Here is a 25,959-nt window from a genome sequence, read left to right on the forward strand (position 1 = left end):
CCTCGTAAGGCAGCAGAGCCGTTAAACAGGGAAAAGATAAAATAGGAGATGGCCGATGAGTAATCCCCACGATCACCGGGATTTAACCGATCTGAACTTACCCGCCCCCCAGGTACCTCAGCGAGTAAGCGTAGACGGCCTTGAAGAACGCTGGGGGCAGACCTGGGAAGAGCAGCAGGTCTATGCGTTTGACCGCGAGGCGCAGCGCGAGCAGGTGTTCTCGATTGATACTCCCCCGCCTACGGCCTCCGGATCTTTGCACGTAGGACACGTGTTCTCCTATACCCATACCGATTGCCTCGCTCGCTACCAGCGCATGCAGGGCAAAGCGGTTTTTTACCCCATGGGATGGGACGATAATGGCCTGCCTACCGAGCGGCGTGCCCAAAACTATTACGGAGTCCGCTGTGACCCCACCTTGCCCTATGATCCGAATTTTGAGCCGCCTCATCACGGGGATTCCAAGTCGGTGAAAGCCCGCGATCAGGTACCGATTTCTCGTAAAAACTTTATTGAACTGTGTGAAGAACTAACTAAAGAGGACGAGAAGTCCTTTGAGGCACTGTGGCGGCGGCTGGGACTGAGCGTGGATTGGAAGCATCAGTACCAAACCATTTCTAAGGATTCCCAAAAGGTTGCCCAAACTGCGTTTTTGCGGAATTTAAAGCGCGGGGAAGCCTATCAGTCGGCCGCCCCCGGCCTGTGGGACGTAACTTTCCAAACCGCGGTGGCACAAGCCGAACTAGAAGCACGCGACTACCCCGGCTTCTATCATGCGCTCGCTTTTCACCTGCCGGGTGGAGATGACGTAATAATTGAAACTACTCGTCCGGAGTTACTGGCGGCTTGCTGCTGCCTGGTGGCACACCCGGATGACCAGCGCTACCAGCATCTATTTGGCAAAACGGTGAACAGCCCGGGCTTTAACGTTGAGGTTCCGGTGTTAGCCCACCCGGCAGCCGAAATGGATAAGGGCGCCGGCATCGCCATGTGCTGTACTTTCGGTGATGTTACCGACGTTCAGTGGTGGCGAGACCTCGAACTACCTACCCGAGTGATTTTGGCAAAAGATGGCCGGATTACTCATGAACCGACTGATTGGATTACCGATCCGGCAGGCAGCAAGCTAATGGATGCAATTCGCGGGAAAACCACTTTCTCCGCCCGGCAAATCGTAGTGGACGCCCTCAAAGAAAGCGGAGAGCTGCAGGGAGAGCCGCAAAAAACTATGCGGCAAACCAATTTCTTTGAAAAAGGTGACCGTCCTCTAGAGATCGTAATGTCCCGGCAATGGTACATCCGCAATGGCGGCAGCGACTACACCCTGAGCGGACACTCTGAGAACCTCAATAGTGAGCTACTAGGGCGCGGAGAGGAACTTAAATTCCACCCCGATTTCATGAAGGTACGCTACTCCAACTGGGTGCATGGCCTGCATAACGACTGGCTGGTTTCCCGGCAACGCTTCTTTGGGGTACCGATTCCGCTGTGGTATCGCATTGACCAGAACGGCGAGGTTGATTATGACCAGGTGCTGATGCCAGCGGAAGAATCCTTGCCGATTGATCCTACTAGCGATGTTCCCGCCGGATTCACCGCGGAGCAACGCGGGAAAGCCGGCGGATTTGCCGCCGAAGTAGATATTTTGGACACTTGGGCGACCTCTTCGCTGACTCCTCAGATAGCTGGCGGTTGGCTGCGCGATGAAGATTTATTCCAACGGGTTTACCCCATGGATGTACGTCCCCAGGGTCAAGACATTATCCGCACCTGGTTGTTCTCGACGGTAGTGCGCGCACACCTGGAGTTTGGCGCCCTTCCCTTTAAGAACGCCGCGATTTCAGGCTGGATTCTGGATCCGGATCGCAAGAAAATGTCGAAGTCTAAAGGCAATGTAGTTACCCCCATGGGACTGCTAGAAAAACACGGATCAGACTCGGTGCGTTATTGGGCGGCGGCTGCCCGGCTAGGCACCGACACTGCTTTTGAAGAAGCCCAAATGAAGATCGGGCGGCGCCTGGCAATGAAACTGCTCAACGCCTCTAAGTTTGCTCTATCTATGACCGAGGACGCCGGTTTGTGCCTAGATCCCGCAAACGTAACTACTCCCTTGGATAAAGCGGTAATCGCCCGCCTAAATGAGGTCATTACCACAGCTACCACAGCTTTCGATAACTACGACCACACCCGGGCGCTGGAGCAAACCGAGTCTTTCTTCTGGGATTTTTGTGACAACTACCTAGAGCTAGTTAAAGATCGCGCCCACAACTTCGCCGGGAACTGGGAGAGAGAGGTGCAGGATTCTGCGCGGACTGCCCTGGCAATTGTGGTGGATAACGTAACCCGCCTGCTGGCACCGTTCCTGCCCTATGCTGCTGAAGAAGTTTGGTCTTGGTATCGCACGGGATCGGTTCATACCGCTCCTTGGCCGCAGGTTACTCCCGCTCTGCAAGCCGCCGCAGGAGATGCACAACTTTTGAAATTGGCTGGCGACACGCTGAGTGTGCTCCGCAAGGTAAAGTCCGAAGCCAAAGTGGGACAGCGCACCCCATTTGAGCAGGTAACTGTGGTTTACGCCGATGATTGGTCAGCGGAGAATCTGCCGGCAGTGCGGGCTGATTTAGACGCGGCTGCCTCCTTAACTGGGACGGTTAAAGTCGAGGTAAACAAAGAAGCCGAACTGCAAGTCACTACGGAAGATGCGGTGCTGGGCACCCCTCCCCCTAAGAAAGTACGGAAGTAACTTAGGATAAACTAAAGTCATGATTAAACGGTTCAAGGAGAAACCAGTGGAAGCAGACAAAGGATTTACTTTTCCTCCCGGAACAGTTGCGGTGGCCGGGGATACTCCCGGTAAATTAAAAGAGTTTTCCATGCCGGCAACGAAGGTTCGTTCTGAACACGACAATGTTGTTTCCCTGTTTCGCCGTCGCGTTACCCAAAACCCTGACCAAACGGTTATTGAACAAAAAACCATGCTGGGCGAACAATGGCGTAAGGTCTCTGCCGGCGAATTTTGGGACGAAGTTTGTTCCGTATCTCGTGGCCTGCTGGGGATTGGCCTAAAGCCAGGCGACCGTTTAGCCCTACACGGGCCTACTTCCTATGAGTGGACTTTGATCGATATGGCCGCGCTAGCCATTGGGATTATTACGGTTCCGATTTACGAAACCGACTCTGCCGCCCAAATCGAATGGATTCTTAAAGACTCGGATATTCGCTATGCGATAGCGTCCAACCAGTCCTCTCAGGAACTGATTCAGGCGGTAGCCGCGCGTGCAGACCGCAAATGCCGGATATTTTCGCTGGCTGCCGGGGATTTACTCACCATTATTGAGGCGGGGCGGCAAATAGCTCCGGCAGTTATTGACTCCTATAACGCCCAAATCACCGGGGATACTATTGCCACTATTATTTATACTTCCGGAACTACCGGGCATCCCAAAGGCACCATTATCACTCAGCGCAATGCCACCAGTTTGATATTGAACGCGCTGGACTATATGTCAGAAATTGGGATGCAAAAAACCACCCGCTGCCTGCTATTCTTGCCAGTAGCGCATGCACTGGCACGGATGGTTTCCTGGGGCGCCCTCGTAGGGCCAGGAGTGCTCGGACTAGTACCCGATACTAAGAATCTCTTGGCGGATCTCGCCTCTTTTAAACCTTCCTATCTGTTGGCAGTCCCCCGCGTCCTCGAAAAAATCTACAATGCCGCCGATGCGTCTGCAGGACACGGGATAAAGCTGCGTTTGTTCCGGATGGCCGCCAAATCCGCTATCGACTATTCCAAGGCGCTAGATACCCCCGAGGGGCCTTCCCGGGCGTTAAAGCTTCGTCGACAGGTGTTTTATCAACTGATTTTGTCGCGCATCACTAATCTTTTAGGCGGCAATGCCAAATATATTATTTCTGGGGGCGGTCCCCTCTCTACCCGTTTAGGACACTTTTTCCGCGGGATTGGAGTCGCGGTTTGCGAAGGCTACGGCCTGACCGAAACTCTAGGACCGGCCGCCGTGAACGTACCAGATCGCGCCAAAATAGGCTCCGTGGGACAGCCAATTCCCGGGATTGCAGTACGGATCTCTGACGAGGGCGAAGTATTGTTCAAGGGCGAGCCGATGTCTCCTGGCTATCGCAATTTGGAGAAAGAAACCGCCGAGCTTTATACCGAAGATGGCTGGCTGCGCACCGAAGATAAGGGCTGGGTTGATGCTGACGGTTTCCTCTACATCACCGGTAGGATGAAAGAAATTATCGTTACTGCCGGGGGCAAAAATGTTTCTCCGGAAATACTAGAAGATGGTCTGCGAGGACACCCGCTGATCTCTAATGTGGTAGCGGTGGGAGATCGTCGCCCCTTCATTGCGGCACTAGTTACTTTGGATCCCGAAATGCTTCCGGGCTGGCTGCGCAACCACAACTTACCGCCGATGGATGTTTCTGATGCCGCTCGCAACCCGGCAGTGCTCAAATCTTTGGAACGGGCAGTGGCGCGCACTAACCAAAAGGTTTCTCGCGCCGAATCTATCCGCAAGATCCGGGTATTAACCACTGATTTTTCTTTGGAGAACGGCACGATGACGCCCTCGCTGAAGGTAAAACGTTCCGTAGTGCTAAAGCGTTTTGAAAACGAGATTAACGCGATCTACGGCGGCCCGTTGCAAGATGATTAGCGCTTAGCAGCTAGTCTATCCCCCGCCATACTTAGTTTTATTGTCTGTAGGACTAGCTGCGCTGTTGCTCAGCAATATCGATATGGTGGCGGATAACTTCTTGCACAATAAAATTTAGGAATTTTTCGGCAAACACCGGATCTAAGCCTGCTTCTTCCGCTAAAGCTCGCAGTCTTGCTACCTGTCGTTGTTCCCGTCCTTTATCCTCCGGATTAAGCCCCAGCTGAGCTTTAAGATACCCTACCTTTTGGGTACATTTAAAGCGCTCCGCCAAAATATGAATCAAAGCGGCATCGATATTGTCGATAGTGGCGCGCGCCTGAGCCAATTCGGGCGGGATCGTAGGGGTGGAATGTTCCTGCTTAATATCCATGGCCTAAGGATAAATGAGAGCAAGCCAGTACGGCCAACACTGTCCAAGCTAACCTGACTAATATCACTATCCGCTAGCAGTACCCGTTAGCCGGCCAGGTTAGCTCTTCCCGGTTCCCTCCGGACCGGCACGCCTCGTTTTTAGGCCGTCTTAGAACGCGGAACCGTCTCTAGCAAAGTGGGTTTAGCCCCCTGGTTCACTACCTCTTCCGTGATAGTCACGGAACGTACATCCGGTTGGGAAGGAACCTCAAACATAGTCTCCTTGAGCACCGCCTCCATAATGGACGAAAGCGCCCTAGCTCCAGTGCCGCGTTCCCTGGCCATCCGCGCCATCGCGTGAATGGCTCCATCGGTGAAATGCAGATCAATTCCGTCTAACTCAAACAGGGAACAGTACTGGGTAACCAAGGAGTTTTCTGGCTCCACCAATACCCGCACCAGATCGGACTCGGTGAGTTCCTTTACCGAAGTTAATACCGGCAGCCGCCCGATAAACTCCGGAATGAGGCCAAACCGATGCAAATCATCCGCGGTGACCTGTGCATAAAGGTCACCATGTTCGGCAGAAGACTTCAAGGAAGAACCAAAACCGGTGGAATGTTGCCCTAGCCGTGACTTCACAATCTCATCTATGCCGGCAAATGCTCCAGCCGCTATAAAGAGGATCGAGTTAGTGTCAATCTCTAGATACTCCTGGTGCGGGTGTTTACGTCCACCTTGTGGAGGTACCGAGGCCACGGTTCCCTCAATAATTTTTAGTAACGCCTGCTGCACGCCTTCCCCCGAAACATCCCGGGTAATCGAGGCGTTCTCTGCTTTGCGGGAAATCTTATCAATCTCGTCGATATAAATAATCCCGCGTTCAGCGCGTTTAATATCGCCATCGGCGGCATTAATTAACTTCAGCAAGATATTCTCAACGTCTTCGCCCACGTATCCGGCTTCGGTTAAGGCGGTGGCATCTACGATGGCAAATGGGACGTTAAGCAGTTTAGCTAAAGAACGCGCCAAATGAGTTTTACCGCAACCAGTAGGACCTAGCAGCAAAATATTTGACTTCGTCAAAGACATGTCAATGTTCTGGCCCCGCTCTTTAGCCTGCACCCGCTTGTAATGGTTATAGACCGCGACTGAAAGTGCCCGTTTAGCCTGGTCTTGCCCAATAACATAGTGATTTAAAAAGTCGTAGATTTCTTTAGGCTTTGGCAGAGGTTTTGCTTTGGAGCGCGAATGTTTCGCGGTATCCTCTTCCATGATTTCGTTGCAAAGATCAACGCATTCATTACAAATATAGACAGCCGGCCCGGCAATTAATTTGCGTACTTGCCGCTGCGTCTTACCGCAAAACGAGCATTTTAAGAGCTCGGCCTCTTCGTCCACCTAGATCCCTCCTAAATCAAATCCCTACTCCCCTAGCCTAGGGGTATTTCTAAGACTGGGCAGCGCCAACACGCGCCCTGAGGGATGCTAGTGCTTTACGGGGTTCTTACGAGACTCTAAGACCTGATCGATCAGTCCGTACTCCTTGGCAGCCTGGGCGGTCAAAATCTTATCGCGCTCGATATCTTTGCGCACTTGCTCGGAAGTCTGTCCCGAGTGCTTAGCAATCGTGTCCTCTAACCAAGTACGCATACGATCGATTTCTTCGGCAATGATCTCGATATCAGTCGCCTGTCCTTGCGAGCCCTGCATCGAAGGCTGGTGGATCACGATTCGCGCATTGGGCAAAGCCAAACGGCTACCGGCAGAGCCACCAGCTAAAAGCACGGCCGCCGCCGAAGCTGCCTGCCCCAAGCAGACCGTCTGGATCTGCGGTTTAACGTATTGCATGGTGTCATAGATTGCCGTCATAGCGGTAAAGGAGCCACCGGGCGAGTTAATGTACATGGTGATGAGAGAATCGGGGTCTTGGGATTCCAACACCAGTAGCTGAGCCATGATATCGTCAGCCGAAGAATCATCAACCTGTACCCCTAAGAAAATGATGCGCTCATCGAAAAGCTTCGTGTAGGGGTTTTGGCGTTTGAAACCATAGGAGGTACGTTCTTCAAACTCGGGAAGCACATACCGATCAATGGGCATGTTAGCTGCTAAACGAGGTGCCCCCGCCGGGTATAGAGGTGAAAAAGCCATAGTGATTACAGTTCCTTTCCATCAGCGCCGAGGTTGCGAGCCGACTCAATAACGTGGTCGATAAAGCCATATTCCAGAGCCTCTTGAGCGGTAAACCAGTGATCCCTTTCGGAGTCTTCGCGAATCTGTTCGACAGATTTACCGGTACGCTGGGCGTTGATCTCCGCTAGTTCTTGTTTCATCTGCAAGATCAAGTTAGCGTTAATGCGAATATCCGAGGCGGTGCCACCTACTCCCCCGGAAGGTTGGTGCATCAATATCCGGGCATGCGGAGTAGCATAGCGTTTGCCGGGGGTACCGGCGGTAAGTAGTAGCTGTCCCATTGAGGCTGCCATCCCCAGCGCCACCGTTACTACCTCTGGCTGAATATATTGCATGGTGTCATAAATCGCCATGCCGGCAGTAACCGAACCTCCTGGGGAATTGATATACAGGAAAATCGGCTTGTCTGGGTCTTGCGCTGCCAGTAACATCATCTGCGCGCAAATCTGGTTGGCGTTATCCTCGGCTACTTCCGAGCCCAACCAAATAATCCGTTCTTTTAACAGCTTATTGAATACATGGTCACCTAAAGCTAGGGAGCTAGGCTGATCTCCCTCATTTTTTACTGCCGCAGTTTGCACAGGTTTTTCCTTATCTGTGGGACTAAAATGATTCACTATCAAAACTATCGTCTTTGGAAGCGGTTTTCTTCTTACACATGCCGTTTACGCTTTTAGCGCAGGAAATTGTGAGGCTAGGATCATTTTAAACACTTACTGCCAGGGGCTATTACCAGCCTGAAGATGTGTAATGATGAGAAATACTACTGGGGGCAGAAAGCTCTCGCTTTCTGCCCCCACCAGCTTCGAAAGGTTAACTTGCTAAACGGAGCTAATTCTCGTCGCCTTCGCCCTCAGCCTCACCTTCGCCCGATGCGGCGGCCTCGGCGGCAGCTTTCGCCGCCTGCTCTGCACGCGCCTCAGCAGGATCCTTAGTGAACTCTGAAAGGTCGATCTCGGTGCCGTCCTCGTCTTTGACGGTCACTTCCCGCAAAGTAGCCACTAATGCTCGATTACGCCGCAAATCTTGCCCCATTGCGGCCACCTGGTTTTGATCCTGCAGCATCTGCATAGGATCAACTCCATACATTTGAGCAATCTCAAAAATCGACTGATACAGCTCGTTAGGATCGATCTCAACGTCGCGGTCATTAGCGATCCGATCCCCCAATATCTGCTGCTTGGCTTGCTTCTTCACCGACTCGGTGATCTCCTCCCGATCGGCGTCTTCATTTCCCTCAGCCAAGCGATCAACTTCTGCGTCAATAAAGGCTTGCGGCAGCGGGAAATCAGTATTTTCTACCAAGTAGTCCTGCAGCTTCTCGCGAGCCTCCAGAGCCTGCTGCTGGCGACGCATCTTCTCCACATTGCCACGTAGGTCGCTACGGAGCTCTCCAATGGTGTCGAACTCGGAAGCCATCTGGGCGAAATCATCGTCAGCTTCTGGCAATTCGCGTTCCTTAACCTTATGGAGAGTCAAAGTCACATCAGCTTCTTCGCCCTCGTGGTCGCCTCCCTTTAAGGTGGACTTGAACTCGGCAGTATCTCCGGCGTTCATCCCGGTTAAGGCCTCATCCATACCTTCGAGCATGGAAGCAGACCCGATCTGATAAGAAACCCCAGATACGGAGTCAATTTCTTCGTCTCCAATCTTGGCGACCATGTCAATAGAGGTAAAGTCACCATCTTGGGCAGGACGTTCAACAGTCTTTAGCGAGGCAAAGCGATCACGAAGCTGATCGAGTTCCTTCTCTACGTCCTCGTCACTAACTTCGAGCTTGGCTACTTCTAAAGAAACTCCTTCTAAGGAGGGCAATTCGAACTCGGGAACAATATCAACTTCCGCAGTGAACTTTAGATCCCCGCCCGGTTTACCTTCTACTGCCGGAGTTTCTATAATGTCTACTTCCGGCTGTCCCAGCGGGGTAAGTTCTGCTTGCCCGAGGGCGCGCCCATAAAAGTCACCTAGCCGCTCGTTAATGGCCTGTTCTAGTACGTAGCCACGCCCAATCCGCTGGTCAATGATCTGATTCGGGACGTGTCCAGGGCGGAAGCCAGGTATAGAAACCTGCTTCCCTAGCTGCTTGTAGACCTTATCGATTTCCGGTTTGAGATCTTCGTAAGGTACCTGAACGGTTAGTTTCGCCCTGGTTTCTTCCAGCTTTTCCACGTCTGTTTTCACAAATACGCTCCCGTGGCTCGTATGCGGGGCTCTGCCTATAGAAGGCAAATCTCCCCAGCTCGGATAAATTGCAACGCTGATAATCTTAGGGCAATCCGCGATATTCAGGAAATGATGACCCCTAGGATGTGAGCTAGCGTACCTAAATGGCACGTTTTGGGCTTCACACCGCAATGAGCAGTGCCCGCAAATGAGGCCGGAAAGCCTACCTTTATAGAGGTTTGATCTGAGCAGTAGAAGCAGCGCTAGGCGGAGCTTTTAGCTCTGTCGCTTGGTCCTCGGTAACCTGGCGCAGATTAGCCAGATAGCGAGCGGCCGTGGCTTTAGGTAAGTTGGTTCCAGCGCCCTCGGGAGTTTCAAAAAGATATCCCGGAACCACCTGTAAAGTAGAACGATCCATAATCAGCGGGATCCAACCTGCCGCAGAAACATAAGGCTTCCCGGTGGACGGCAAGGTAATGGTGGGAAAGGCGATTTGGCCGGCTTGGGTGCCGATCCCCTGGCGAGGATTCATCCCCGAAAGCAAGTTACCGACCCCGTAGTAAACCCACAGTCCTTTACCGTCAACTCCGCCCGGAATCTTCCTAATCGGTTGGGGAACGTGCACGTGGTGACCCAAGTAGAGGTCGACTTGCCCAGATTCGGCTAAGGTAGTGGCGATGCGGTCTTGCTCCGCAGAAGGGGCGGATTGGTATTCCACTCCCGAATGTACCGAGGCAACTACAAAGTCAGCACCCGCACTACGCGCTTGCCGGGCAATGTCCACAATAATTTGGCCGTCAGTAGTGAGATTTACTAGCCAAGGATTCTGTTTATATTGCGGGATTTCACCCTGGTTTAAGCCATAGGCAGTCGAAATATGCGCGAGTTTAAAGGATCGTCCCTCTTTGGTGATCTCATACATTTGATAGCGCGGCGCTTCGGAACTCTCTGCTGATCCAGTTACTCCCAACCCCGCAGTCTGCAAGGCCTGGATAGTGTGCACCACCCCATCTCGTCCTTGATCTAAGGTGTGGTTTGAGGCAGTCGAGCAACCATCATAGCCAATATCTTTGCTATCTTGCGCCCATCCTAGTGGCGCTTTGAACACCGGATATCCCTCAGAATCTTTATCAGATTTACCGAAAGGGATTTCTTGATGGCACAGCGCGATATCGGCTCCCGCTATCCAGGGACGCAGCTTCTCTATCGACGGGGTGTAGTGACTTCCATTGCCGTGCTTCCAGCTGGTTTGTACTACCGGGCCATGTGCCAGTACGTCCCCGGTTGCCGCCAAAGTTATTTGCACTTCTTTTGGCGCAGGCGTACTGGAAGTCGCCGGCTTTGCAGTTTTAACCACAGCTTTAGTGGCATGAGTTACTTTGGGCTGGTTAACCTTTCCTGCCTCGTACATGGAGTATCCCATGAGCGCTCCCACGGCAAGCACGGTAATCAGCGACAGGACCCCTAAAACCGTAAGCACAATTTTCCAAGAAGACTTACTCTCGCGCCGATGTGCGGGCGGGTGTTTCGCTCCTTTGCTCATGATGGGGAAGGCTTTCTGTAGGGTCTTAAGCGATTATTTAGTTAGTAATGACACTATGAAAAAAACCGGGGCAACAGGCCAAGGACAACCACACTAATAAACCAGACGATAGCAGTTACTACAGTAATGCGATTGAGGTTGCGCATAGCAACTCCCGAGGAGCCAGCGCTAGAAGTAAGGCCACCTCCGAACATGTCGGATAGCCCGCCCCCGGAACCTTTATGCATCAAAATAGTGAGAATCAGGAATAAGCTGGATAGTACCAGCACTACTTGCGCGATAATCTCGATTACGGTTTCCACTAGTTTCTTCTCCCAAATAAGTATGAACTGCTCTTCACTATAGCGTATTGGCGGCGGGTCTAGGTTGACCCGCCGCCAATCGTTAGGAACTTCACCGCCAAGTAGCGGAAAATTTCAGTAGCTTGCTACTTAGTCATCAAAGCGAGCAATCTTAGAGAACTCTTCGGCCTTCAAGGAGGCTCCCCCCACGAGGGCGCCGTCCACATTCGGCTTCGCCATAATTTCGGCTACGTTGGCAGATTTAACCGAACCGCCGTAGAGAACCCGGATGGACTGCGCCACGTCTGCCGAATACAGTTCCGCTAGTTTTTCCCGGATAGCTCCGCAGACTTCTTCCGCGTCCTCCGGAGTGGCAGTTTCACCGGTACCAATCGCCCAGATCGGTTCGTAAGCAACTACGGTATTAACCGCATCATCTGCAGAAATGCCTTTATAGGCGCCTTCGATCTGCTTAACTACATGGGCTACATGCTGACCGGCTTTACGTACTTCTAAGCCTTCACCGCAGCAAATAATGGGGGTCATACCAGCTTCTAAAGCTACCTCAGCTTTTTGACCTACCAGTTCATCGCTCTCGTTGTGGTATTCGCGTCGTTCCGAGTGGCCAACTACCACCCAGGAGCATCCCAGCTTGGTGAGCATAGAAGCTGCGATTTCCCCAGTGTAAGCACCGGATTCATGCACAGAAACATCCTGGGCTCCATAGGTAATTTTTAGATTGTCAGATTCCACTACAGTTTGTACCGAGCGAATATCAGTGAACGGGGGAATCACTACGACATCATTGCGGTAGTCGAAATTGTGATCCTGCAAATCCAAAGCCAATTCTTGAACCAGACGAGTTGCCTCGAGGTGGTTCATATTCATTTTCCAGTTACCAGCTAGCAATGGGGTGCGAGTCATGTTATTAATCCTCCAATACGGCAATACCCGGAAGGGTCTTACCTTCTAATAGTTCCAAAGAAGCTCCGCCACCGGTGGAAATATGGCTGAACTTATTTTCATCAAATCCCAGGGTACGAACAGCGGCTGCGGAGTCTCCCCCACCGATTACGCTAAAGCATTCAGAGTCAGCCAGAGCTTGGGCTACCGCTTTAGTGCCTTCGCTAAAGGCAGCGAACTCAAATACCCCCATAGGGCCGTTCCAAGCCACCGTTTTGGCGGCTTTGATCTTCGCGCCGAACAGTTCGGCAGTCTTAGGTCCGATATCTAGCCCCATCTGACCAGTGGGCATCTGGTCGCAGTCGACCAAAGTTGCCGGAGAGTCAGCCGAAAATTCCGGAGCGACTACAGTATCAACTGGCAGCAACAGGTCTACCCCGCGTTCGTCAGCTTTTTCCATATAGCCTTTCACGGTTTCAATCTGCTCAGTTTCCAGCAAGGAGTTGCCTACCTCGTAGCCTTTCGCAGCTAAGAAGGTGTAGGCCATGCCGCCCCCAATAGCCAGGAAGTCAGCTTTTTCCAATAGGTTTTCGATAACGCCCAATTTGTCGGAGACTTTGGAGCCTCCCAGAATGACTCCATAGGGACGTTCCGGGTTATCGGTTGCCCGGCGCAAGGATTCAATTTCCTTAACTACTAAGAATCCTGCTGCAGAGGGCAACAACTTCGCAATGTCGTAAACGGAAGCCTGCTTGCGGTGTACTACCCCGAAACCATCGGAGACAAAGAACTCAGCCAGTTGCGCATATTCTTTAGCCAATGCTTCGCGCTCAGCATCATCCTTGGAGTTTTCGCGTCCGTCAAAACGAACATTCTCTAGCAGTAAGACCTGTCCATCTGTTAAGGAAGCGGCCTGCTTCTTGGCATCTTCACCGACCGTATCCTTCGCCAAGATTACGTCTTGTCCGAGTAGTTCTCCGAGCCGTGTTGCCACCGGCGCTAGGGAAAACTCGGGATTTACCTGCCCTTTCGGACGACCGAGGTGCGCCATCACCACTACTTTGGCTTTGGCGTCCACCAGAGCTTTAAGGGTGGGCAATGCGGCACGAATGCGGCCGTCATCTGTGATTTTGCCGTCCTTTAACGGCACGTTAAAGTCGGAGCGCACCAGGACTTTACGCCCTGTTAAATCTCCTAAGGACTCAATATCTCTCAGAGCCATTATTTAGTTAACCTTCCTGCCCCGGTGGGCGTAAAACGACTAATAAGACGGTGCCCGCCTGCCTGGAACAGGCAGGCGGGCACAGCTTATGCATCACGTCGCATTAGTTTAGAGCTTTTCCCCTACAAGTTTGGTCAGGTTGACCAAGGAGTTGGAGTAGCCCCACTCGTTGTCGTACCAGGAGACCACTTTCACCTGGCCATCGATTACCTTAGTCAGAGCGGAATCGAAGATCGAGGTGTGCGGATCGGTCATGATATCGGTGGAAACTAGCGGCTCGTCATTGGAGTATGCAAGAACTCCCTTGAGCTCGCCCTCAGCAGCTTTCTTCATCGCCGCATTGATTTCTTCGGCGGTGCAGGGCTTGGAGGGGGTGAAGGTGAGGTCAGTAACCGAGCCGGTAGGTACCGGTACGCGCAGTGCGTATCCGTCCAGCTTGCCCTTCAGTTCCGGCAAGACCAGAGAAACTGCCTTGGCAGCACCAGTGGTGGTAGGCACAATGTTCAGCGCAGCAGCGCGGGCGCGACGCAGATCCTTGTGCGGAGCATCGTGCAGACGCTGATCCCCGGTGTAGGCGTGAATCGTGGTCATCAAACCACGTTCAATACCAAAGTTGTCGTTTAGTACCTTTGCCATCGGAGCTAGGCAGTTGGTGGTGCAGGAAGCATTGGAAATAATGGTGTGCTTTTCCGGATCGTAATCGGTGTGGTTTACGCCCATTACGAAAGTAGCATCCACGTTCTTGCCGGGAGCGGAAATAATAACTTTCTTAGCTCCCCCATCCAGGTGAGCCTTAGCCTTGGTGGCATCAGTGAAAAAGCCGGTGGACTCGATAACGATATCTGCACCCACTTCGCTCCAGGGCAGGTTAGCAGGATCGCGCTCTTCGAAAGTTACGATTTTGTGGTCGCCTACGGTAATAGATTTTTCATCGTAGCTAACCTCAGCATCAAGGCGCCCCAGAATCGAATCGTATTTTAGCAGGTGAGAAAGAGTTTTATTGTCGGTGAGGTCGTTTACTGCCACAACCTCGATATCGGCACCCTGAGCCCGAATGGCCCGGAAGAAGTTACGGCCGATACGGCCAAAGCCGTTGATTCCAACACGGATAGTCACTATTATCCTCCTGAACTGCTGGTTTACCAGCGGAGTCTATTTATTCGGTCAAGATCCGCAGCCACCTAGTGAAACTAGTGACCCCAATCTTGGGGACGACCATCTTGAGCCGTCCTCTTAGTTTTTAGTTTACACAATATAGCGGCTTTCCGCTTAGGCCAATAGTCGTTATTTACCAAGACTTTACTGTGAGAGAATTCCCGGTCGCTAGGAAACCAGAATTACTGATTATCCTGCCGGTCAACAGCTTCTTGAGTGGAAGGTATACCCCGCTCATGGGCGACTTTATCTGCCATCGCTAATAGTCGCCGGATCCTGCCGGCAACCGCATCTTTCGTTAGCGCAGGATCGGCCTTATGCCCCAGTTCCTCCAAAGATGCTTCCTTATATTGCAGTCGCAGTTGACCTGCTTGTAACAGGTGTTCTGGAATGTCATCACCCAGAATTTCGAAGGCTCGCCTGACGCGGGCAGCCGCCGCGACCGCTGCCCGGGCACTGCGTCGCAAATTAGCATCATCAAAATTCGCTAAGCGATTAACTGACCCGCGTACCTGATTAGTTTCGCGATTCTTCTCCCAAACCGCTTGCGCTTTAACTGCCCCGATAGCCGTTAACAGTTTTGAGATTTGCTCCCCATCGCGAACTACCACCCGATCCAAGCCGCGAACCTGACGAGACTTTGCACTTACCCCGAGACGGCGCGCCGCCCCCACTAGCGCTAACGCGGCCTCTGGTCCGGGGCAAGTAATTTCTAAGGAGCCCGAACGGCCTGGCTGAGATAAAGACCCGCGAGCCATAAAAGCACCACTCCAGGTGGCCTTAGACACCCCCAAATCACCAGAAACTAGCCGCGGCGACAACCCCCGCACTGGACGGCCGGCTCGATCAAGTAAACCGGTCAAGCGGGCTAGAGTGCCAGCATTTTCTACTACCCGCACCACATAGCGATCATCGGCATGAATTCCCTTGGCCTCTACTTTCACCACATCGGGGTAGGCGTCAAAAAGGTTTTGCAGGCTGTCAACCAAATTCTTCATTACCGCTACATTGTCGACATCAGCTTCCACCACGATATTGCGGTTAATCAGATGGATCCCTCCGGCAAAACGCAAGATACTGGCGGTTTGCGCCTTAGCCTCAGACTGCCTAGCTAAGGTCTTCTCCGCTAGTTCATTTTTAATATCTGAGGTCAAAGACATCTGCTGTTCCCTTTCCGCCCTCAAAAACAAATACTTAGTTTCTTTCTAGGCTTATTCTAGCTAGAGCTCAGAAAATCCGACTTCCGAGAGGTACCCTTCGAAAGCATCCCGCAGCGCTGCCGCCAGACGCAAAGGGTCATGCTGCTCCGAGGCCGAACCAGCTCTTACCTGACGCATGATCAGCTTTGCCCCGATAGATTCCGCGGCGCTTTCTAGATCATCATCATCTTCAATAGCAGTAGGATCCACGATTACCACGTCAATATGGGTATCGGGCGCAAAATGGCGAAAAGCCTCAATATGTCCGGAAACCGTTAAATCCTCGGTTTCGTCCGTGTGGGGCTGCAGATTCATCACCATTACTTTCCCTGCTGATGACTGTTGCAAAGCCTCAGCCAATTCAGGAACCAACAGATGGGGAATCACCGAGGTGTACCAAGATCCCGGCCCGAGAACAATTCCCTCGGCATCTTGGATCGCCTGGATAGTCTGCGGACAAACTCGCGGATGAGCCGGGCTAAGCCGCACGTCAACTACTTTCCCCGGGGCTTTAGCGGCTTTTGCCTGCCCGTGTACCGTACGTTTTTCTCCCCCTCGTACCAAATCTGCTTCAATCTCCATCGGCTCGGCACACATCGGTAACACTTTACCTTTGCAGTTGAGTAACCTCGCCACCCAATCAAGGCCTTCAACTACGTCTCCTAATAAATCCCACATGGTGACAATCAAGAGATTACCTAGGGCATGGTTATCAAGCGGACCATCGGAACTAAAGCGATGTTGCATGGCGTCACGCCAGGTCAGTCCCCAATCGGTGTCATCGCATAAAGCCGCCAGCGCCATCCGTAGATCCCCGGGAGGCAGTACCCCGAGCTCTTCCCGTAAACGCCCCGAGGAGCCTCCATCATCAGCTACCGTGACCACAGCAGTTAACTGCCGGGTAATGTGACGTAGCGCCCGTAAAGTTGCAGACAACCCATGTCCCCCGCCGAGTGCGACAATATTGGGTCCTGTCCACCCGCGGGTCATCCAGCCTTCTGAATCTAGTAACGTCCTCATTCCAGCCCCAGATCTCGATGAACAGTGCGTACCGGCAAACCCTGCGCCCGGAAAAGCTCACTCATTTTTTCCGCCAGTGCGACTGATCGATGCTGCCCGCCGGTACAGCCCACCGCGATAGTAACGAAGGGTTTAAGCTCCGTTAGATAGCCGTCAAAAATCGGGCTCAACATATTAACCATGTTTTGTACAAATTCCTCGGCTCCCGGCTGATCCAGCACATATTTCGCTACCGGTGTGTCCCGGCCGGTTAAATGCCGCAGTTCGCTCACCCAATAGGGATTAGCTAAAAAGCGCACGTCACATACCCAATCAGCATCTAAGGGGATCCCATTTTTAAACCCAAAGGACATTACGGTGAGTTTCATCGGGCGCTCCCCTTCGCCAGCAACCACATCCCGCATATGCCGATTCAGGTCATGCACATTCATATTAGTGGTGTCGATGAGGGCGTCGGCACGGGCGCGAATGGGAGCCAGTATTCGCCGCTCGGAGCGAATTCCGTCAAGTATCCGGCCTCCTCCTTGCAGCGGATGGGGACGCCGATTAGATTCATAGCGACGCACTAAGACCCGCTCGTCCGCATCCAAGAAAACTAGCTGATAACGGATATTGCGCCGTGAGAGTTCATCCAAAGCATGCTGCAGTTTAGAAAACAGTTCCCCACTGCGCACATCCACAATCGCCGCCAGGCGGTGAATACCCTCCCCTTCCGGAGTCATCATATCCGCGAAGGGCAGCAACATAGCGGGCGGGAGATTATCGACTACATACCAGTCCAGGTCTTCTAACGCCTGTCCCGCTCGCGAACGTCCCGCCCCCGACATTCCGGTAATAATAATCATCTCCGGAACATTCGCATCGCGAGGGGGCGCGGTTTCGTCAAGAATAGGTACTCCCTCGGGCACGGTGGGTGGGGAGGATTGGTATTGTTGGTGAGCTTGATCCATGTTCTAAGTATGCAACGAAGCGCGCTAACTTACCGGCTATCGGCAAGAGATTGATAAATCTGCCGTGCCATTACCTGGCCAATACCTTCAACTTGCGCGATTTCACTTTCTTCGGCTGCCCGCAGCCGCTTTAAGGAACCAAAGTGTTTTAACAAGGCCTTCTGCCGTACTGGCCCCAACCCCGGAACCGTATCTAACACCGATTTCCGCATGGTTTTGCCGCGTTTTTTCCGATGTGCAGTAATCGCAAAGCGATGGGATTCATCCCGCAAGTACTGCAAGAGATAAAGCGCGGGAGAGGTACGAGGCAAGATAACTGGAAAATCTGATCCCGGTACCCAAACTTCTTCTAGACGCTTGGCTAATCCAATCACACTCACATTGGCGCCTACGGCTTCCAAGGCTTTTTGCGCCGCATTCACCTGGGGCGCTCCCCCGTCTACCACGATTAAGTCCGGAGGATAAGAAAAACGGCGCAGGTTACGTTCCCCAGAGATTTCGGTACTTACTAATTGCCTTTGTGCTTCCGCTTCTTCCTGGCGCAGCCTAGCAAAACGCCGGGTGAGGACTTCGTTCATAGCTTTGGTATCGTCAGCAGAATCCGAAGGGGTGCTTTGGATATTAAAGCTACGGTAGGCACGTTTTAAGGGAGCCCCATCTTCGAACACCACCATCGAACCTACTTGGTGTGCGCCTTGAGTATGGGAAATATCGTAGCCCTCAATCCTCAAAGGAGCATCCGCTAACTCTAAATACTCTTGCAATTGGCGTAAGGCTTCGGAACGTTGCGTTAAATCTCCTACCCGTTTAGTTTTATGTAACCGCAAAGCTTGCGCAGCATTTTCCGCCACAGTTTCCATGAGGGAGCGTTTCGGTCCTCGCTTCGGTACCCTAATTTCGACTTTTTTCCCGCGAATGTCACTTAGCCAGGCACTCAAGGTGGCTGCGCTGGCGGGCAATACCGGCATCAAAACCTCAGCCGGGATGGCCTGGGTAGGAGTATGCTCCACGTCATCTACACTTTTAGCGGGGGCGACTGCCTTATTTAACTGGCGATATTCCCCGTAAGTCTGTTCTAAGAAACTCTCTAGCATTTCTGGCAGATCGCTATCTTCCGGGGTGTCCACTACCCACCCGCGCTCGCCGCGTATCCGGCCTGCACGTACGTAAAACACTTGCACTATCATTTCAAGATCATCTTTGGCGAAGGCGTAAACGTCCGCATCCACCCCCTCGTCCAGCACTACCGTATTCTTTTCACTAACTTTTTCGAGGGCGCGCAGCTGGTCGCGTAGTTTCGCCGCCTGTTCGAAATCCAACCGAGAAGCGGCCTGTTCCATTTCGCCTTGTAAACGGGAAGTAAAAGGCTCGGTTTTACCATCTAGGAAAGAGCTTACCTGCTCGGCTAGCTTGCGGTATTCTTCACTGGAAATCCTGCCTACACAGGGGGCAGAGCATTTATCAATGTACCCTTCCAGACAGGGGCGCCCGAGTGCCTGGGAACGGTTAAAAACCCCTTTGGTACACGAGCGCAGCGGGAAAACCTTTCGCAGTAAATCCATGGTTTCCCGAATCGCCCACACCTGGGTGTAGGGACCAAAATAACGCGAGTTAGCTCGGCGCCGTTCCCGCGTAATGTGGATCCGGGGATACTCTTCACCCAGGTTTATTGCCAGATAGGGATAGGATTTGTCATCGCGATACATTACATTGAAACGCGGCGCAAACTCTTTTATCCACGAATACTCTAGGGATAATGCCTCTAGCTCGTTCCCGACCGTAACCCATTTTACAGCTGCTCCCGTGGTTACCATTTTTCGGGTGCGCGGGTGTAGCGACTCTAGGGGTTGAAAATAGTTAGCTAGGCGGTTACGCAGGTTAACGGCTTTACCCACATAGATAACCCGCCCATTTTTATCCAGAAAACGATAAACCCCGGGACTGGGGGGTATATCTGCCGGAGCCGGCCGGTAGGACACAGGATCAGCCATGGTCTTAGGATACCTGGCGCGCGACAGCTTTATTATCGCCCATTGCTCAAGTTTAGCTACCAGAGAGCGACAGTTAGATTCAAAAATTATGCCCTAAGTCCCATTCTCACCGCCACCAATTGTGAGAAAGGCAAAAATGTTAATGCTTTAGTCAAAATGTGGATAGCAGTGGTAAAGTTTCGGCGGAAAATGAAAACTAAAAGGGTAGTGCGCTTCGTTCGATACGGCGGACGAGACATACCGAAAAAGTTTTAAGGAGGCGCTTGATGAGCAGTGTTGTGGAAAAGGTTTACGATGAAGTTCTTGATCGTAACCCTAATGAACCCGAATTTCACCAGGCAGTACGGGAGATTCTAGAATCCATTGGCCCCGCGGTAGAAAAGCATCCCGAGTTCGTTGAAACTAAACTTCTTGACCGGCTGGTAGAGCCGGAACGCCAGATCCTTTTCCGGGTTCCTTGGGTGGACGATAATGGCGAAGTACAGGTTAATCGGGGTTACCGTATTGAGTTTAACTCCGCGCTCGGTCCCTATAAAGGAGGCCTGCGTTTCCACCGGTCGGTGAACCGTTCGATCTTGAAGTTCTTAGGCTTTGAACAAATCTTCAAAAATGCGCTGACCGGTCAGGGCATTGGTGGCGGAAAAGGCGGATCAGATTTTGATCCTCACGGACGCTCCGACACCGAAGTAATGCGCTTTTGCCAACAGTTTATGACTGAGCTTTATCGACACATTGGGGAATACACCGATATCCCCGCCGGTGACATCGGGGTTGGGGGACGCGAAATTGGCTACCTATTCGGTATGTATAAGCGGCTAACCAACCGTTTCGAAACCGGAGTGCTAACCGGTAAGTCTCTTTCTTGGGGCGGATCCCAAGCTCGTACGGAAGCCACCGGTTACGGGGCAGTACTATTTGCCCAAAGAATGTTACAAACTCGGGGACTCGACCTAGAGGGACAGCGGGTAATGATTTCCGGCGCCGGAAATGTAGCGATCTATGCGGCGGAAAAAGCGAAACAACTAGGCGCGAAAGTCGTGACGGTTTCCGACTCTTCTGGCTGGGTTCTAGATGAAGACGGGATTGATGTCCAGCTACTCAAACAGGTTAAAGAGGTAGAACGGGCGCGGCTAACCGAGTATGCCAAGCGTAAACCGGGGGTTACCTACCATTCCGGATCTAAACCTTGGGCAGTTGGGGGAACCGTGGCACTCCCCTGCGCTACCCAAAACGAACTTACTTCGCAGGACGCCAAGCGTTTACTTGACGGTGGGGTAAAGGTAGTGGCTGAGGGCGCAAACATGCCTTGCACCCCTAACGCCACCAGCTTGTTCCAAGATTCCGGGGTGCTATTTGCTCCCGGTAAAGCCGCAAATGCGGGCGGGGTCGCCACTTCGGCCTTGGAAATGAGCCAAAATGCTTCCCGCGCCTCTTGGGACTTTGAGAAGGTAGAAAAAGAACTCACCAAGATCATGCACAACATTCACGACGAATGCGCGCAAACCGCCGAAGAATATGGGCATGCCGGTGACTATGTAATGGGCGCTAATATTAATAGCTTCCTGAAGGTGGCTCACGCCATGATGGAGCAAGGCATCGTTTAAAACCCCACTTGTATAACTAAATAGTGACTATTGCGGGCAGCGAATCAGCAGATAGCCTTCGTCCTCGGAGGTAATAATTTCTTCTGGTTTCGCTGCCCGCAAGTGCGCGATTTCCGCGACCGAAAAAGCCAGATCATATCCAACGGGTCTTCCGTCAACTACTTTCACTGCTCCTACTCCCCCGGTTTGTCCGCGTACCTGCTCGTAAAGAGCTAACAACTGGGTATCTAGGGGGCTTGCTTTTTCTTCCCGTTCACTTTCTAGCTGCTGCAACTGGGCAGTGATTTGCGAGTTTTCTACTCCAACTTCGTCTTTTAATCGCGAAATCTCTTGGGCGTGTTCCTGTTTGCGCTGGGTGATTTGCTGCTCGAGATCCTCTAGCTGCTCCAGCTCACCCATCAGCGCAAGCATTTGCTCCTCTAAATCAGAGATTCGCTTACCCATCTGTTGGATTTCTTCTTGGAGGCTCACCAACTCTTTAGGGGTTCCCGCTCCCGCATCCAAGCGTTGTTGCTGAGTTTGCAGGCGATTTTGGATGCTTGTCAGGTCATTTTCCAGGCTGGTAATTTCCCGCTGTTTATCGGTTTTAAGCGCTGACAGTTGCGTGTGTTTGTTGTCCAACTTACGGTCTTTTTCACTCAGTTCCGCTAGCTGTACCAATTGGGGCATTTTCTTGAGCCGAAACCGTAATCTGGCAATCTTAGTGTCCAGCTCTTGCAAATCTAGTAAAGCCAGCTGGTCTTTCCAAGGCGCTTCCATTGCTTTCTCCTCTAACTCTCCAATGTTTTCGGCGCTATCCGCGCTGCCCAGGGATCAGTGCAAATCTTGGAGACCTCCACCGTCAGTTCTCCAACAAAACTATGTTCTAGTTGCCGAGCACAAGCAGGTACCCATGGCCATTCACTTGCCCAGTGAGTGGCACAAATAAGATAGGGTTTGCCCGCCTCTAAATGCTCGGAAGCCGGATGATGGCGCAAGTCAGCACAAATATAGACATCTGCTCCCGCCTTGCGCGCCTCCTCCAAGAAAGAATCACCGCTACCGCCGCTAACTGCGATCCTTTGCACCTTCGCGTCCAGATCTCCTCCCACTAAGATTCCGGCTGGGCACGCCGGTAAAGCCTGCTCAACCTGTTGCGCATATTCTTTCAGAGGTAAGGCGGCGGGTAAATCTCCAATTCGCCCGGTGCCGGTATGTTCGCTAAGGGGAAGCAACGGACGAGTATTTTCCAATCCCACCGCAGCGGCTAGGCAATCAGCTACCCCACCCTTTGCGGAATCAGCGTTGGTGTGCGCGTTGAACAGCGCAATCCCGTTTTCAATTAACTGATGGATCAAGCTCCCCTTTGGATCGGTAGCTGCCACAAAAGAGGTACCGCGTAAATAGAGGGGGTGGTGGGTAACAATAAGTTGCGCCCCGACCTCGATCGCTTGCTCCAGAACTTTGGCTACCGGATCCACTGCTACCAGGACTTTATCGATTTCAGAATCTGGATGCCCGGTAATCAATCCCACCCGATCCCATTCTTCAGCTAAACGGGGCGGATACAGTTCCTCCAGGCGCTCCACCAGGCGACTTAACTTTACACTCACTATTTGATCCTAATAGAAAAACGAGAAGCAAGGAGAACCCGCGCCCCATTACCTAGGATTGTCAACTTCTTTTTGGCTCTTGGCAGGCACAGAAAACCCCTATTTGCTGCCAGGTTTACCGCCGGCGTTGCACCCACTATTATGGGTAAGGGCGCATGACCCCCGTTAAGTTGACAAACAGGAAGGGTCCTATGCGGATTGGTTTTGATTCTGAGCGTTATATTTCTTCACAATCGCAACATATTGATGAACGTCGCCAGCAGATAGGTGGCAAGCTCTACCTGGAAATGGGGGGCAAACTTTTTGATGATTACCATGCGTCTCGGGTACTACCGGGATTTACTCCCGATAACAAGATCTCTATGTTGGAGCGGCTACGCGATGAAATGGAAATCGTGGTTGCCATCAACGCGAAAGATCTCAACCGTCAAAAAATTCGCGCAGATTTAGGTATCCCCTATGAACAAGACGTTCTCCGCCTGGTAGACGTATTTCGCGAACGGGGCTTCCTGGTAGAAAACATTGTTTTAACCCAGATGGAAGAAGATAACCACAACGCCAAGCTATTCAAAGAACGCCTAGAGCGTTCCGGTCTTAAAGTTGCCCGGCACTATACGATTCCCGGTTATCCCTCCAATACTGAGCTGATCGTTTCGGAGGACGGTTTCGGTCGCAATGACTATGTGGAAACTAGTCGCGATTTGGTAGTCGTGACTGCTCCGGGACCGGGTTCCGGAAAGCTAGCAACCTGCCTTTCTCAGATATACCACGAATATAAACGGGGCATAAAAGCTGGTTACGCCAAGTTTGAAACTTTTCCGATTTGGAATCTTCCCCTCGATCATCCAGTGAATCTTGCCTATGAGGCCGCCACTGCTGACCTGGACGATGTCAATATGATCGATCCTTTCCACCTGCAGGCCTACGAAAAACAGGCGGTGAACTATAACCGGGATGTGGAAGTTTTTCCCTTGCTGCGCTCCCTGCTGCAACAACTAGCGGGCTCTTGCCCCTATCAATCGCCTACCGATATGGGCGTCAATATGGCAGGCTTTTGTATCAGCGATGATTTAGTTTGTCAGGAAGCGGCTAAACAGGAAGTGGTACGCCGTTACTATCACGCCTTGGGTAATGAGGCAGCTACTCATGCCGAACCCATCGAATCGCATCGGATTGCCATGACCATGGCAAAACTAGGAATCACTAAAGAGTATCGTTACGTAGTCCGCCCAGCTTTGAACCTGGAGGCCGAAACTGAGGCTCCGGCGGCAGCGATGCAGCTAGGTGACGGACGCATTGTTACCGGTAAAACTTCTCCCCTGCTGGGTTGTTGCTCAGCGATGCTACTGAATGCCTTAAAGCTATTGGCCGGCATTGACGAGGAAGTGCAGCTGCTGGCGCCCTCTTCTATTAAGCCCATCCAAACCTTGAAAGTTGACCATTTGGGCGCGCGTAACCCCCGTTTACATACGGACGAGGTTTTAATTGCCCTGTCGGTTTCAGCAGATACTGATGAGAACGCACGCAAAGCGTTAGAAGAACTCGCTCACTTGCGAGATTGCGAAGTACATACCACCACTATTTTAGGTTCGGTTGACACCCAGATTTTCCGGAATTTGGGATTACAGGTAACTTCCGAGCCGGTTTATGCCCGCAAGACTCTATTTAAGAAATAGGGTTGCCCAAGTAACGCAGGCGCTTTATATAGAACTGACCGGCAGGAGGATTAATCCTCCTGCCGGTCATTTTTAAAAGCTCGATATTTCTAGTCGTCGGGGGTTACTTTCCAGATCTTGTGTTTGGTTTTGGCTTGCACCAATTCTTTCCCGACTCCCATCGTGGTCAGGAACATTGCCATCCGTACCAAGACCCCATTATCGGTTTGCTTAAAAATAGACAGCCCCGGTAGCTCATCCACATCGGTCGAGAGGTCAAGAGCGTTGGGGCGGGAATCTCGCGGCAATGGATGGCAGATAACAATGTCGTGGGCTCCGGCTTCCTCTAGCATCGCCTTATCTAGCAGGCACCCCTGCAATTCTTTCGACTTAGCCAGCTCTTCAGTCATCCGTTCGCGCTGCACCCGGGTCGCGTAAACCGTATCTGCGCCCTCCAAAGCCTCAATCTGGTTATTGCAATCGATTACTCGCCCGCCTCGTGAAATCGCATACTCGGCGATTTCTCGGGGCAGCTCCAGGGAAGGCGGGGAGAATAGCCGGAAAGTCACCCCCTCATACAAGCTCATCAATTTCATTAGAGAATGGACGGTACGCCCGTATTTCAGATCCCCCATAATCGCGATGGTGCATCCATCGAGAGATTTGCCGCGTTTACCCAGTTCTTTGCGCATAGTAAACACATCTAGGAGGGCTTGAGACGGGTGCTCGCCAGAACCATCTCCGGCGTTAAGTACCGGTACCACCGAATGACGGGCGAATTCGGCTACCGAACCAGCATCAGGGTGGCGCACCACTAACACGTCGGTGAATCCGGAAACCACGCGGGAAGTATCGGCGATTGATTCGCCTTTAGCCATAGAAGAGAAAGTAAAACCGGTCGTGGTTTCTACTTCCCCGCCCAGCCGCAAGAAGGCGGATTCAAAAGATAGGCGGGTACGAGTCGAGGGCTCGAAGAATAGGGAACACAAAACGGCACCATCTAGCACCGTGCAGATTTGTTTCCGCTGCGCGACAGGACGCAAGAACTCGGCAAGATCGAAGAGTTCCCCCAGGTTTTCGCGATCAAATTGCCCAACCGAAATTAGGTGTTGTCCTACCCCGAAACGCGGGAAATCATAGTCTTCCGGCATGCTTTTGCCCTTTCCAACTGAGTGTTTTTGATAAAAAAATGCCCCGCCGCAGCGGGGTGAAAATGGAAATAGAAACCTCAGGTAGTTGCCGCCACCGTCTGATTCCCATCACGCTCCTAACGTTTTCCTGAAGGAAGAATAGCACATGGTTACCTCTCCTAATACCTTTAAGCCCGATAGGGGGCAGCTTTTGTGTCCTCTTTCTCCTTACTAATTCCTATAAGGTGCCGCAGTACACACCCTCACAAATGGCTTTGCGCCAACTAAGCCTCCTAGAATCGAATGACGGTGAAAATCAAAGGGG

The 25,959-nt window shown here is 52.1% G+C and carries 21 protein-coding genes; 4 read left to right on the top strand and 17 right to left on the bottom strand.

The window, feature by feature from the left end; translation table 11 throughout:
- The first annotated feature begins 55 nt into the window (after positions 1–55).
- Together valS and L0M99_RS04295 are read left to right on the top strand one after the other, a co-directional pair.
- Positions 56–2,743 carry a valine--tRNA ligase gene (gene valS, locus L0M99_RS04290; protein WP_238127878.1) on the top strand — a complete coding sequence of 896 codons (2,688 nt, stop codon included), beginning with the start codon at positions 56–58 and terminating at the stop codon, positions 2,741–2,743.
- 19 nt (positions 2,744–2,762) lie between these two features.
- Positions 2,763–4,676, top strand: a complete 1,914-nt coding sequence (locus L0M99_RS04295) for an AMP-dependent synthetase/ligase (protein WP_238127879.1) — start codon at positions 2,763–2,765, stop codon at positions 4,674–4,676.
- A 52-nt stretch (positions 4,677–4,728) separates the two neighbouring features.
- On the opposite strand, the gene L0M99_RS04300 is transcribed toward L0M99_RS04295, so the two are convergent.
- The 14 genes from L0M99_RS04300 to uvrC form a co-directional block, all read right to left on the bottom strand.
- Positions 4,729–5,049 carry a chorismate mutase gene (locus L0M99_RS04300; RefSeq protein WP_101929906.1) on the bottom strand — a complete coding sequence of 107 codons (321 nt, stop codon included), beginning with the start codon at positions 5,047–5,049 and terminating at the stop codon, positions 4,729–4,731.
- 140 nt (positions 5,050–5,189) lie between these two features.
- Positions 5,190–6,431, bottom strand: coding sequence for an ATP-dependent Clp protease ATP-binding subunit ClpX (gene clpX / locus L0M99_RS04305; RefSeq protein ID WP_238127880.1), 1,242 nt, complete (start codon positions 6,429–6,431; stop codon positions 5,190–5,192).
- Positions 6,432–6,518: 87 nt separating this feature from the next.
- Positions 6,519–7,184 carry an ATP-dependent Clp protease proteolytic subunit gene (locus L0M99_RS04310; RefSeq protein WP_024058798.1) on the bottom strand — a complete coding sequence of 222 codons (666 nt, stop codon included), beginning with the start codon at positions 7,182–7,184 and terminating at the stop codon, positions 6,519–6,521.
- Positions 7,185–7,189: 5 nt separating this feature from the next.
- Positions 7,190–7,807, bottom strand: coding sequence for an ATP-dependent Clp protease proteolytic subunit (locus tag L0M99_RS04315; protein WP_024058797.1), 618 nt, complete (start codon positions 7,805–7,807; stop codon positions 7,190–7,192).
- 250 nt (positions 7,808–8,057) lie between these two features.
- The gene (gene tig / locus L0M99_RS04320; protein ID WP_238127881.1) at positions 8,058–9,407 is read right to left on the bottom strand and encodes a trigger factor; all 1,350 of its coding nucleotides are present in this window, start codon (positions 9,405–9,407) and stop codon (positions 8,058–8,060) included.
- Between the two features lie 211 nt (positions 9,408–9,618).
- On the bottom strand, positions 9,619–10,932 hold the full coding sequence (locus L0M99_RS04325) for a CapA family protein (protein WP_238127882.1): 1,314 nt from the start codon (positions 10,930–10,932) through the stop codon (positions 9,619–9,621).
- Between the two features lie 53 nt (positions 10,933–10,985).
- On the bottom strand, positions 10,986–11,234 hold the full coding sequence (gene secG / locus L0M99_RS04330; protein WP_024058794.1) for a preprotein translocase subunit SecG: 249 nt from the start codon (positions 11,232–11,234) through the stop codon (positions 10,986–10,988).
- Between the two features lie 129 nt (positions 11,235–11,363).
- Positions 11,364–12,137, bottom strand: a complete 774-nt coding sequence (gene tpiA / locus L0M99_RS04335; protein WP_024058793.1) for a triose-phosphate isomerase — start codon at positions 12,135–12,137, stop codon at positions 11,364–11,366.
- A 4-nt stretch (positions 12,138–12,141) separates the two neighbouring features.
- Positions 12,142–13,332 carry a phosphoglycerate kinase gene (locus L0M99_RS04340; RefSeq protein ID WP_278613135.1) on the bottom strand — a complete coding sequence of 397 codons (1,191 nt, stop codon included), beginning with the start codon at positions 13,330–13,332 and terminating at the stop codon, positions 12,142–12,144.
- Positions 13,333–13,446: 114 nt separating this feature from the next.
- On the bottom strand, positions 13,447–14,454 hold the full coding sequence (gene gap / locus L0M99_RS04345; protein WP_238127884.1) for a type I glyceraldehyde-3-phosphate dehydrogenase: 1,008 nt from the start codon (positions 14,452–14,454) through the stop codon (positions 13,447–13,449).
- Between the two features lie 221 nt (positions 14,455–14,675).
- Entirely contained in the window at positions 14,676–15,653 is a 978-nt protein-coding gene (gene whiA / locus L0M99_RS04350) for a DNA-binding protein WhiA (protein WP_238127885.1), read from the bottom strand.
- A gap of 60 nt (positions 15,654–15,713) precedes the next feature.
- The gene (locus tag L0M99_RS04355) at positions 15,714–16,712 is read right to left on the bottom strand and encodes a gluconeogenesis factor YvcK family protein (RefSeq protein WP_238127886.1); all 999 of its coding nucleotides are present in this window, start codon (positions 16,710–16,712) and stop codon (positions 15,714–15,716) included.
- A complete protein-coding gene (rapZ, locus tag L0M99_RS04360; protein WP_238127887.1) occupies positions 16,709–17,662 on the bottom strand; it encodes an RNase adapter RapZ in 954 nt (317 codons plus the stop codon). The genes L0M99_RS04355 and rapZ overlap by 4 nt, the downstream gene beginning before the upstream one ends.
- Before the next feature lie 29 nt (positions 17,663–17,691).
- Positions 17,692–19,653, bottom strand: coding sequence for an excinuclease ABC subunit UvrC (gene uvrC / locus L0M99_RS04365; protein ID WP_238127888.1), 1,962 nt, complete (start codon positions 19,651–19,653; stop codon positions 17,692–17,694).
- 266 nt (positions 19,654–19,919) lie between these two features.
- Here uvrC and gdhA point away from each other — a divergent pair, with 266 nt between their 5' ends.
- Positions 19,920–21,257 (top strand): NADP-specific glutamate dehydrogenase, encoded by a 1,338-nt coding sequence (gene gdhA / locus L0M99_RS04370; RefSeq protein ID WP_024058786.1) that lies wholly within the window; start codon positions 19,920–19,922, stop codon positions 21,255–21,257.
- Between the two features lie 27 nt (positions 21,258–21,284).
- Here the strand turns inward: gdhA and L0M99_RS04375 are convergent, their stop codons facing one another.
- Both L0M99_RS04375 and L0M99_RS04380 read right to left on the bottom strand, forming a co-directional pair.
- Positions 21,285–22,016: a zinc ribbon domain-containing protein gene (locus L0M99_RS04375; protein ID WP_238127889.1), complete on the bottom strand. Its 732-nt coding sequence runs from the start codon at positions 22,014–22,016 to the stop codon at positions 21,285–21,287.
- Between the two features lie 11 nt (positions 22,017–22,027).
- The gene (locus L0M99_RS04380; RefSeq protein WP_238127890.1) at positions 22,028–22,849 is read right to left on the bottom strand and encodes a Nif3-like dinuclear metal center hexameric protein; all 822 of its coding nucleotides are present in this window, start codon (positions 22,847–22,849) and stop codon (positions 22,028–22,030) included.
- A gap of 191 nt (positions 22,850–23,040) precedes the next feature.
- Between L0M99_RS04380 and L0M99_RS04385 the strand changes: the two genes are divergently transcribed.
- Complete coding sequence (locus tag L0M99_RS04385; RefSeq protein WP_238127891.1) at positions 23,041–24,525, top strand: DUF1846 domain-containing protein; 1,485 nt, start codon at positions 23,041–23,043, stop codon at positions 24,523–24,525.
- Between the two features lie 89 nt (positions 24,526–24,614).
- On the opposite strand, the gene pyrB is transcribed toward L0M99_RS04385, so the two are convergent.
- Positions 24,615–25,655 (bottom strand): aspartate carbamoyltransferase, encoded by a 1,041-nt coding sequence (gene pyrB, locus L0M99_RS04390; protein WP_238127892.1) that lies wholly within the window; start codon positions 25,653–25,655, stop codon positions 24,615–24,617.
- Positions 25,656–25,959 lie beyond the last annotated feature (304 nt).

The sequence above is a fragment of the Varibaculum cambriense genome, from assembly GCF_022133705.1.
GTDB classification, from domain to species: Bacteria; Actinomycetota; Actinomycetes; order Actinomycetales; family Actinomycetaceae; genus Varibaculum; species Varibaculum cambriense_A.

What these genes read in the sequence shown, in the direction of transcription:
- valS (WP_238127878.1), top strand. Translation starts at nt 56, where the DNA reads ATGAGTAATCCCCACGATCACCGGGATTTAACCGATCTGAACTTACCC.
- L0M99_RS04295 (WP_238127879.1), top strand. Translation starts at nt 2,763, where the DNA reads ATGATTAAACGGTTCAAGGAGAAACCAGTGGAAGCAGACAAAGGATTT.
- L0M99_RS04300 (WP_101929906.1), bottom strand. Translation starts at nt 5,049, where the DNA reads ATGGATATTAAGCAGGAACATTCCACCCCTACGATCCCGCCCGAATTG.
- L0M99_RS04310 (WP_024058798.1), bottom strand. Translation starts at nt 7,184, where the DNA reads ATGGCTTTTTCACCTCTATACCCGGCGGGGGCACCTCGTTTAGCAGCT.
- L0M99_RS04325 (WP_238127882.1), bottom strand. Translation starts at nt 10,932, where the DNA reads ATGAGCAAAGGAGCGAAACACCCGCCCGCACATCGGCGCGAGAGTAAG.
- tpiA (WP_024058793.1), bottom strand. Translation starts at nt 12,137, where the DNA reads ATGACTCGCACCCCATTGCTAGCTGGTAACTGGAAAATGAATATGAAC.
- whiA (WP_238127885.1), bottom strand. Translation starts at nt 15,653, where the DNA reads ATGTCTTTGACCTCAGATATTAAAAATGAACTAGCGGAGAAGACCTTA.
- L0M99_RS04355 (WP_238127886.1), bottom strand. Translation starts at nt 16,712, where the DNA reads ATGAGGACGTTACTAGATTCAGAAGGCTGGATGACCCGCGGGTGGACA.
- rapZ (WP_238127887.1), bottom strand. Translation starts at nt 17,662, where the DNA reads ATGGATCAAGCTCACCAACAATACCAATCCTCCCCACCCACCGTGCCC.
- uvrC (WP_238127888.1), bottom strand. Translation starts at nt 19,653, where the DNA reads ATGGCTGATCCTGTGTCCTACCGGCCGGCTCCGGCAGATATACCCCCC.
- gdhA (WP_024058786.1), top strand. Translation starts at nt 19,920, where the DNA reads ATGAGCAGTGTTGTGGAAAAGGTTTACGATGAAGTTCTTGATCGTAAC.
- L0M99_RS04375 (WP_238127889.1), bottom strand. Translation starts at nt 22,016, where the DNA reads ATGGAAGCGCCTTGGAAAGACCAGCTGGCTTTACTAGATTTGCAAGAG.
- L0M99_RS04385 (WP_238127891.1), top strand. Translation starts at nt 23,041, where the DNA reads ATGCGGATTGGTTTTGATTCTGAGCGTTATATTTCTTCACAATCGCAA.
- pyrB (WP_238127892.1), bottom strand. Translation starts at nt 25,655, where the DNA reads ATGCCGGAAGACTATGATTTCCCGCGTTTCGGGGTAGGACAACACCTA.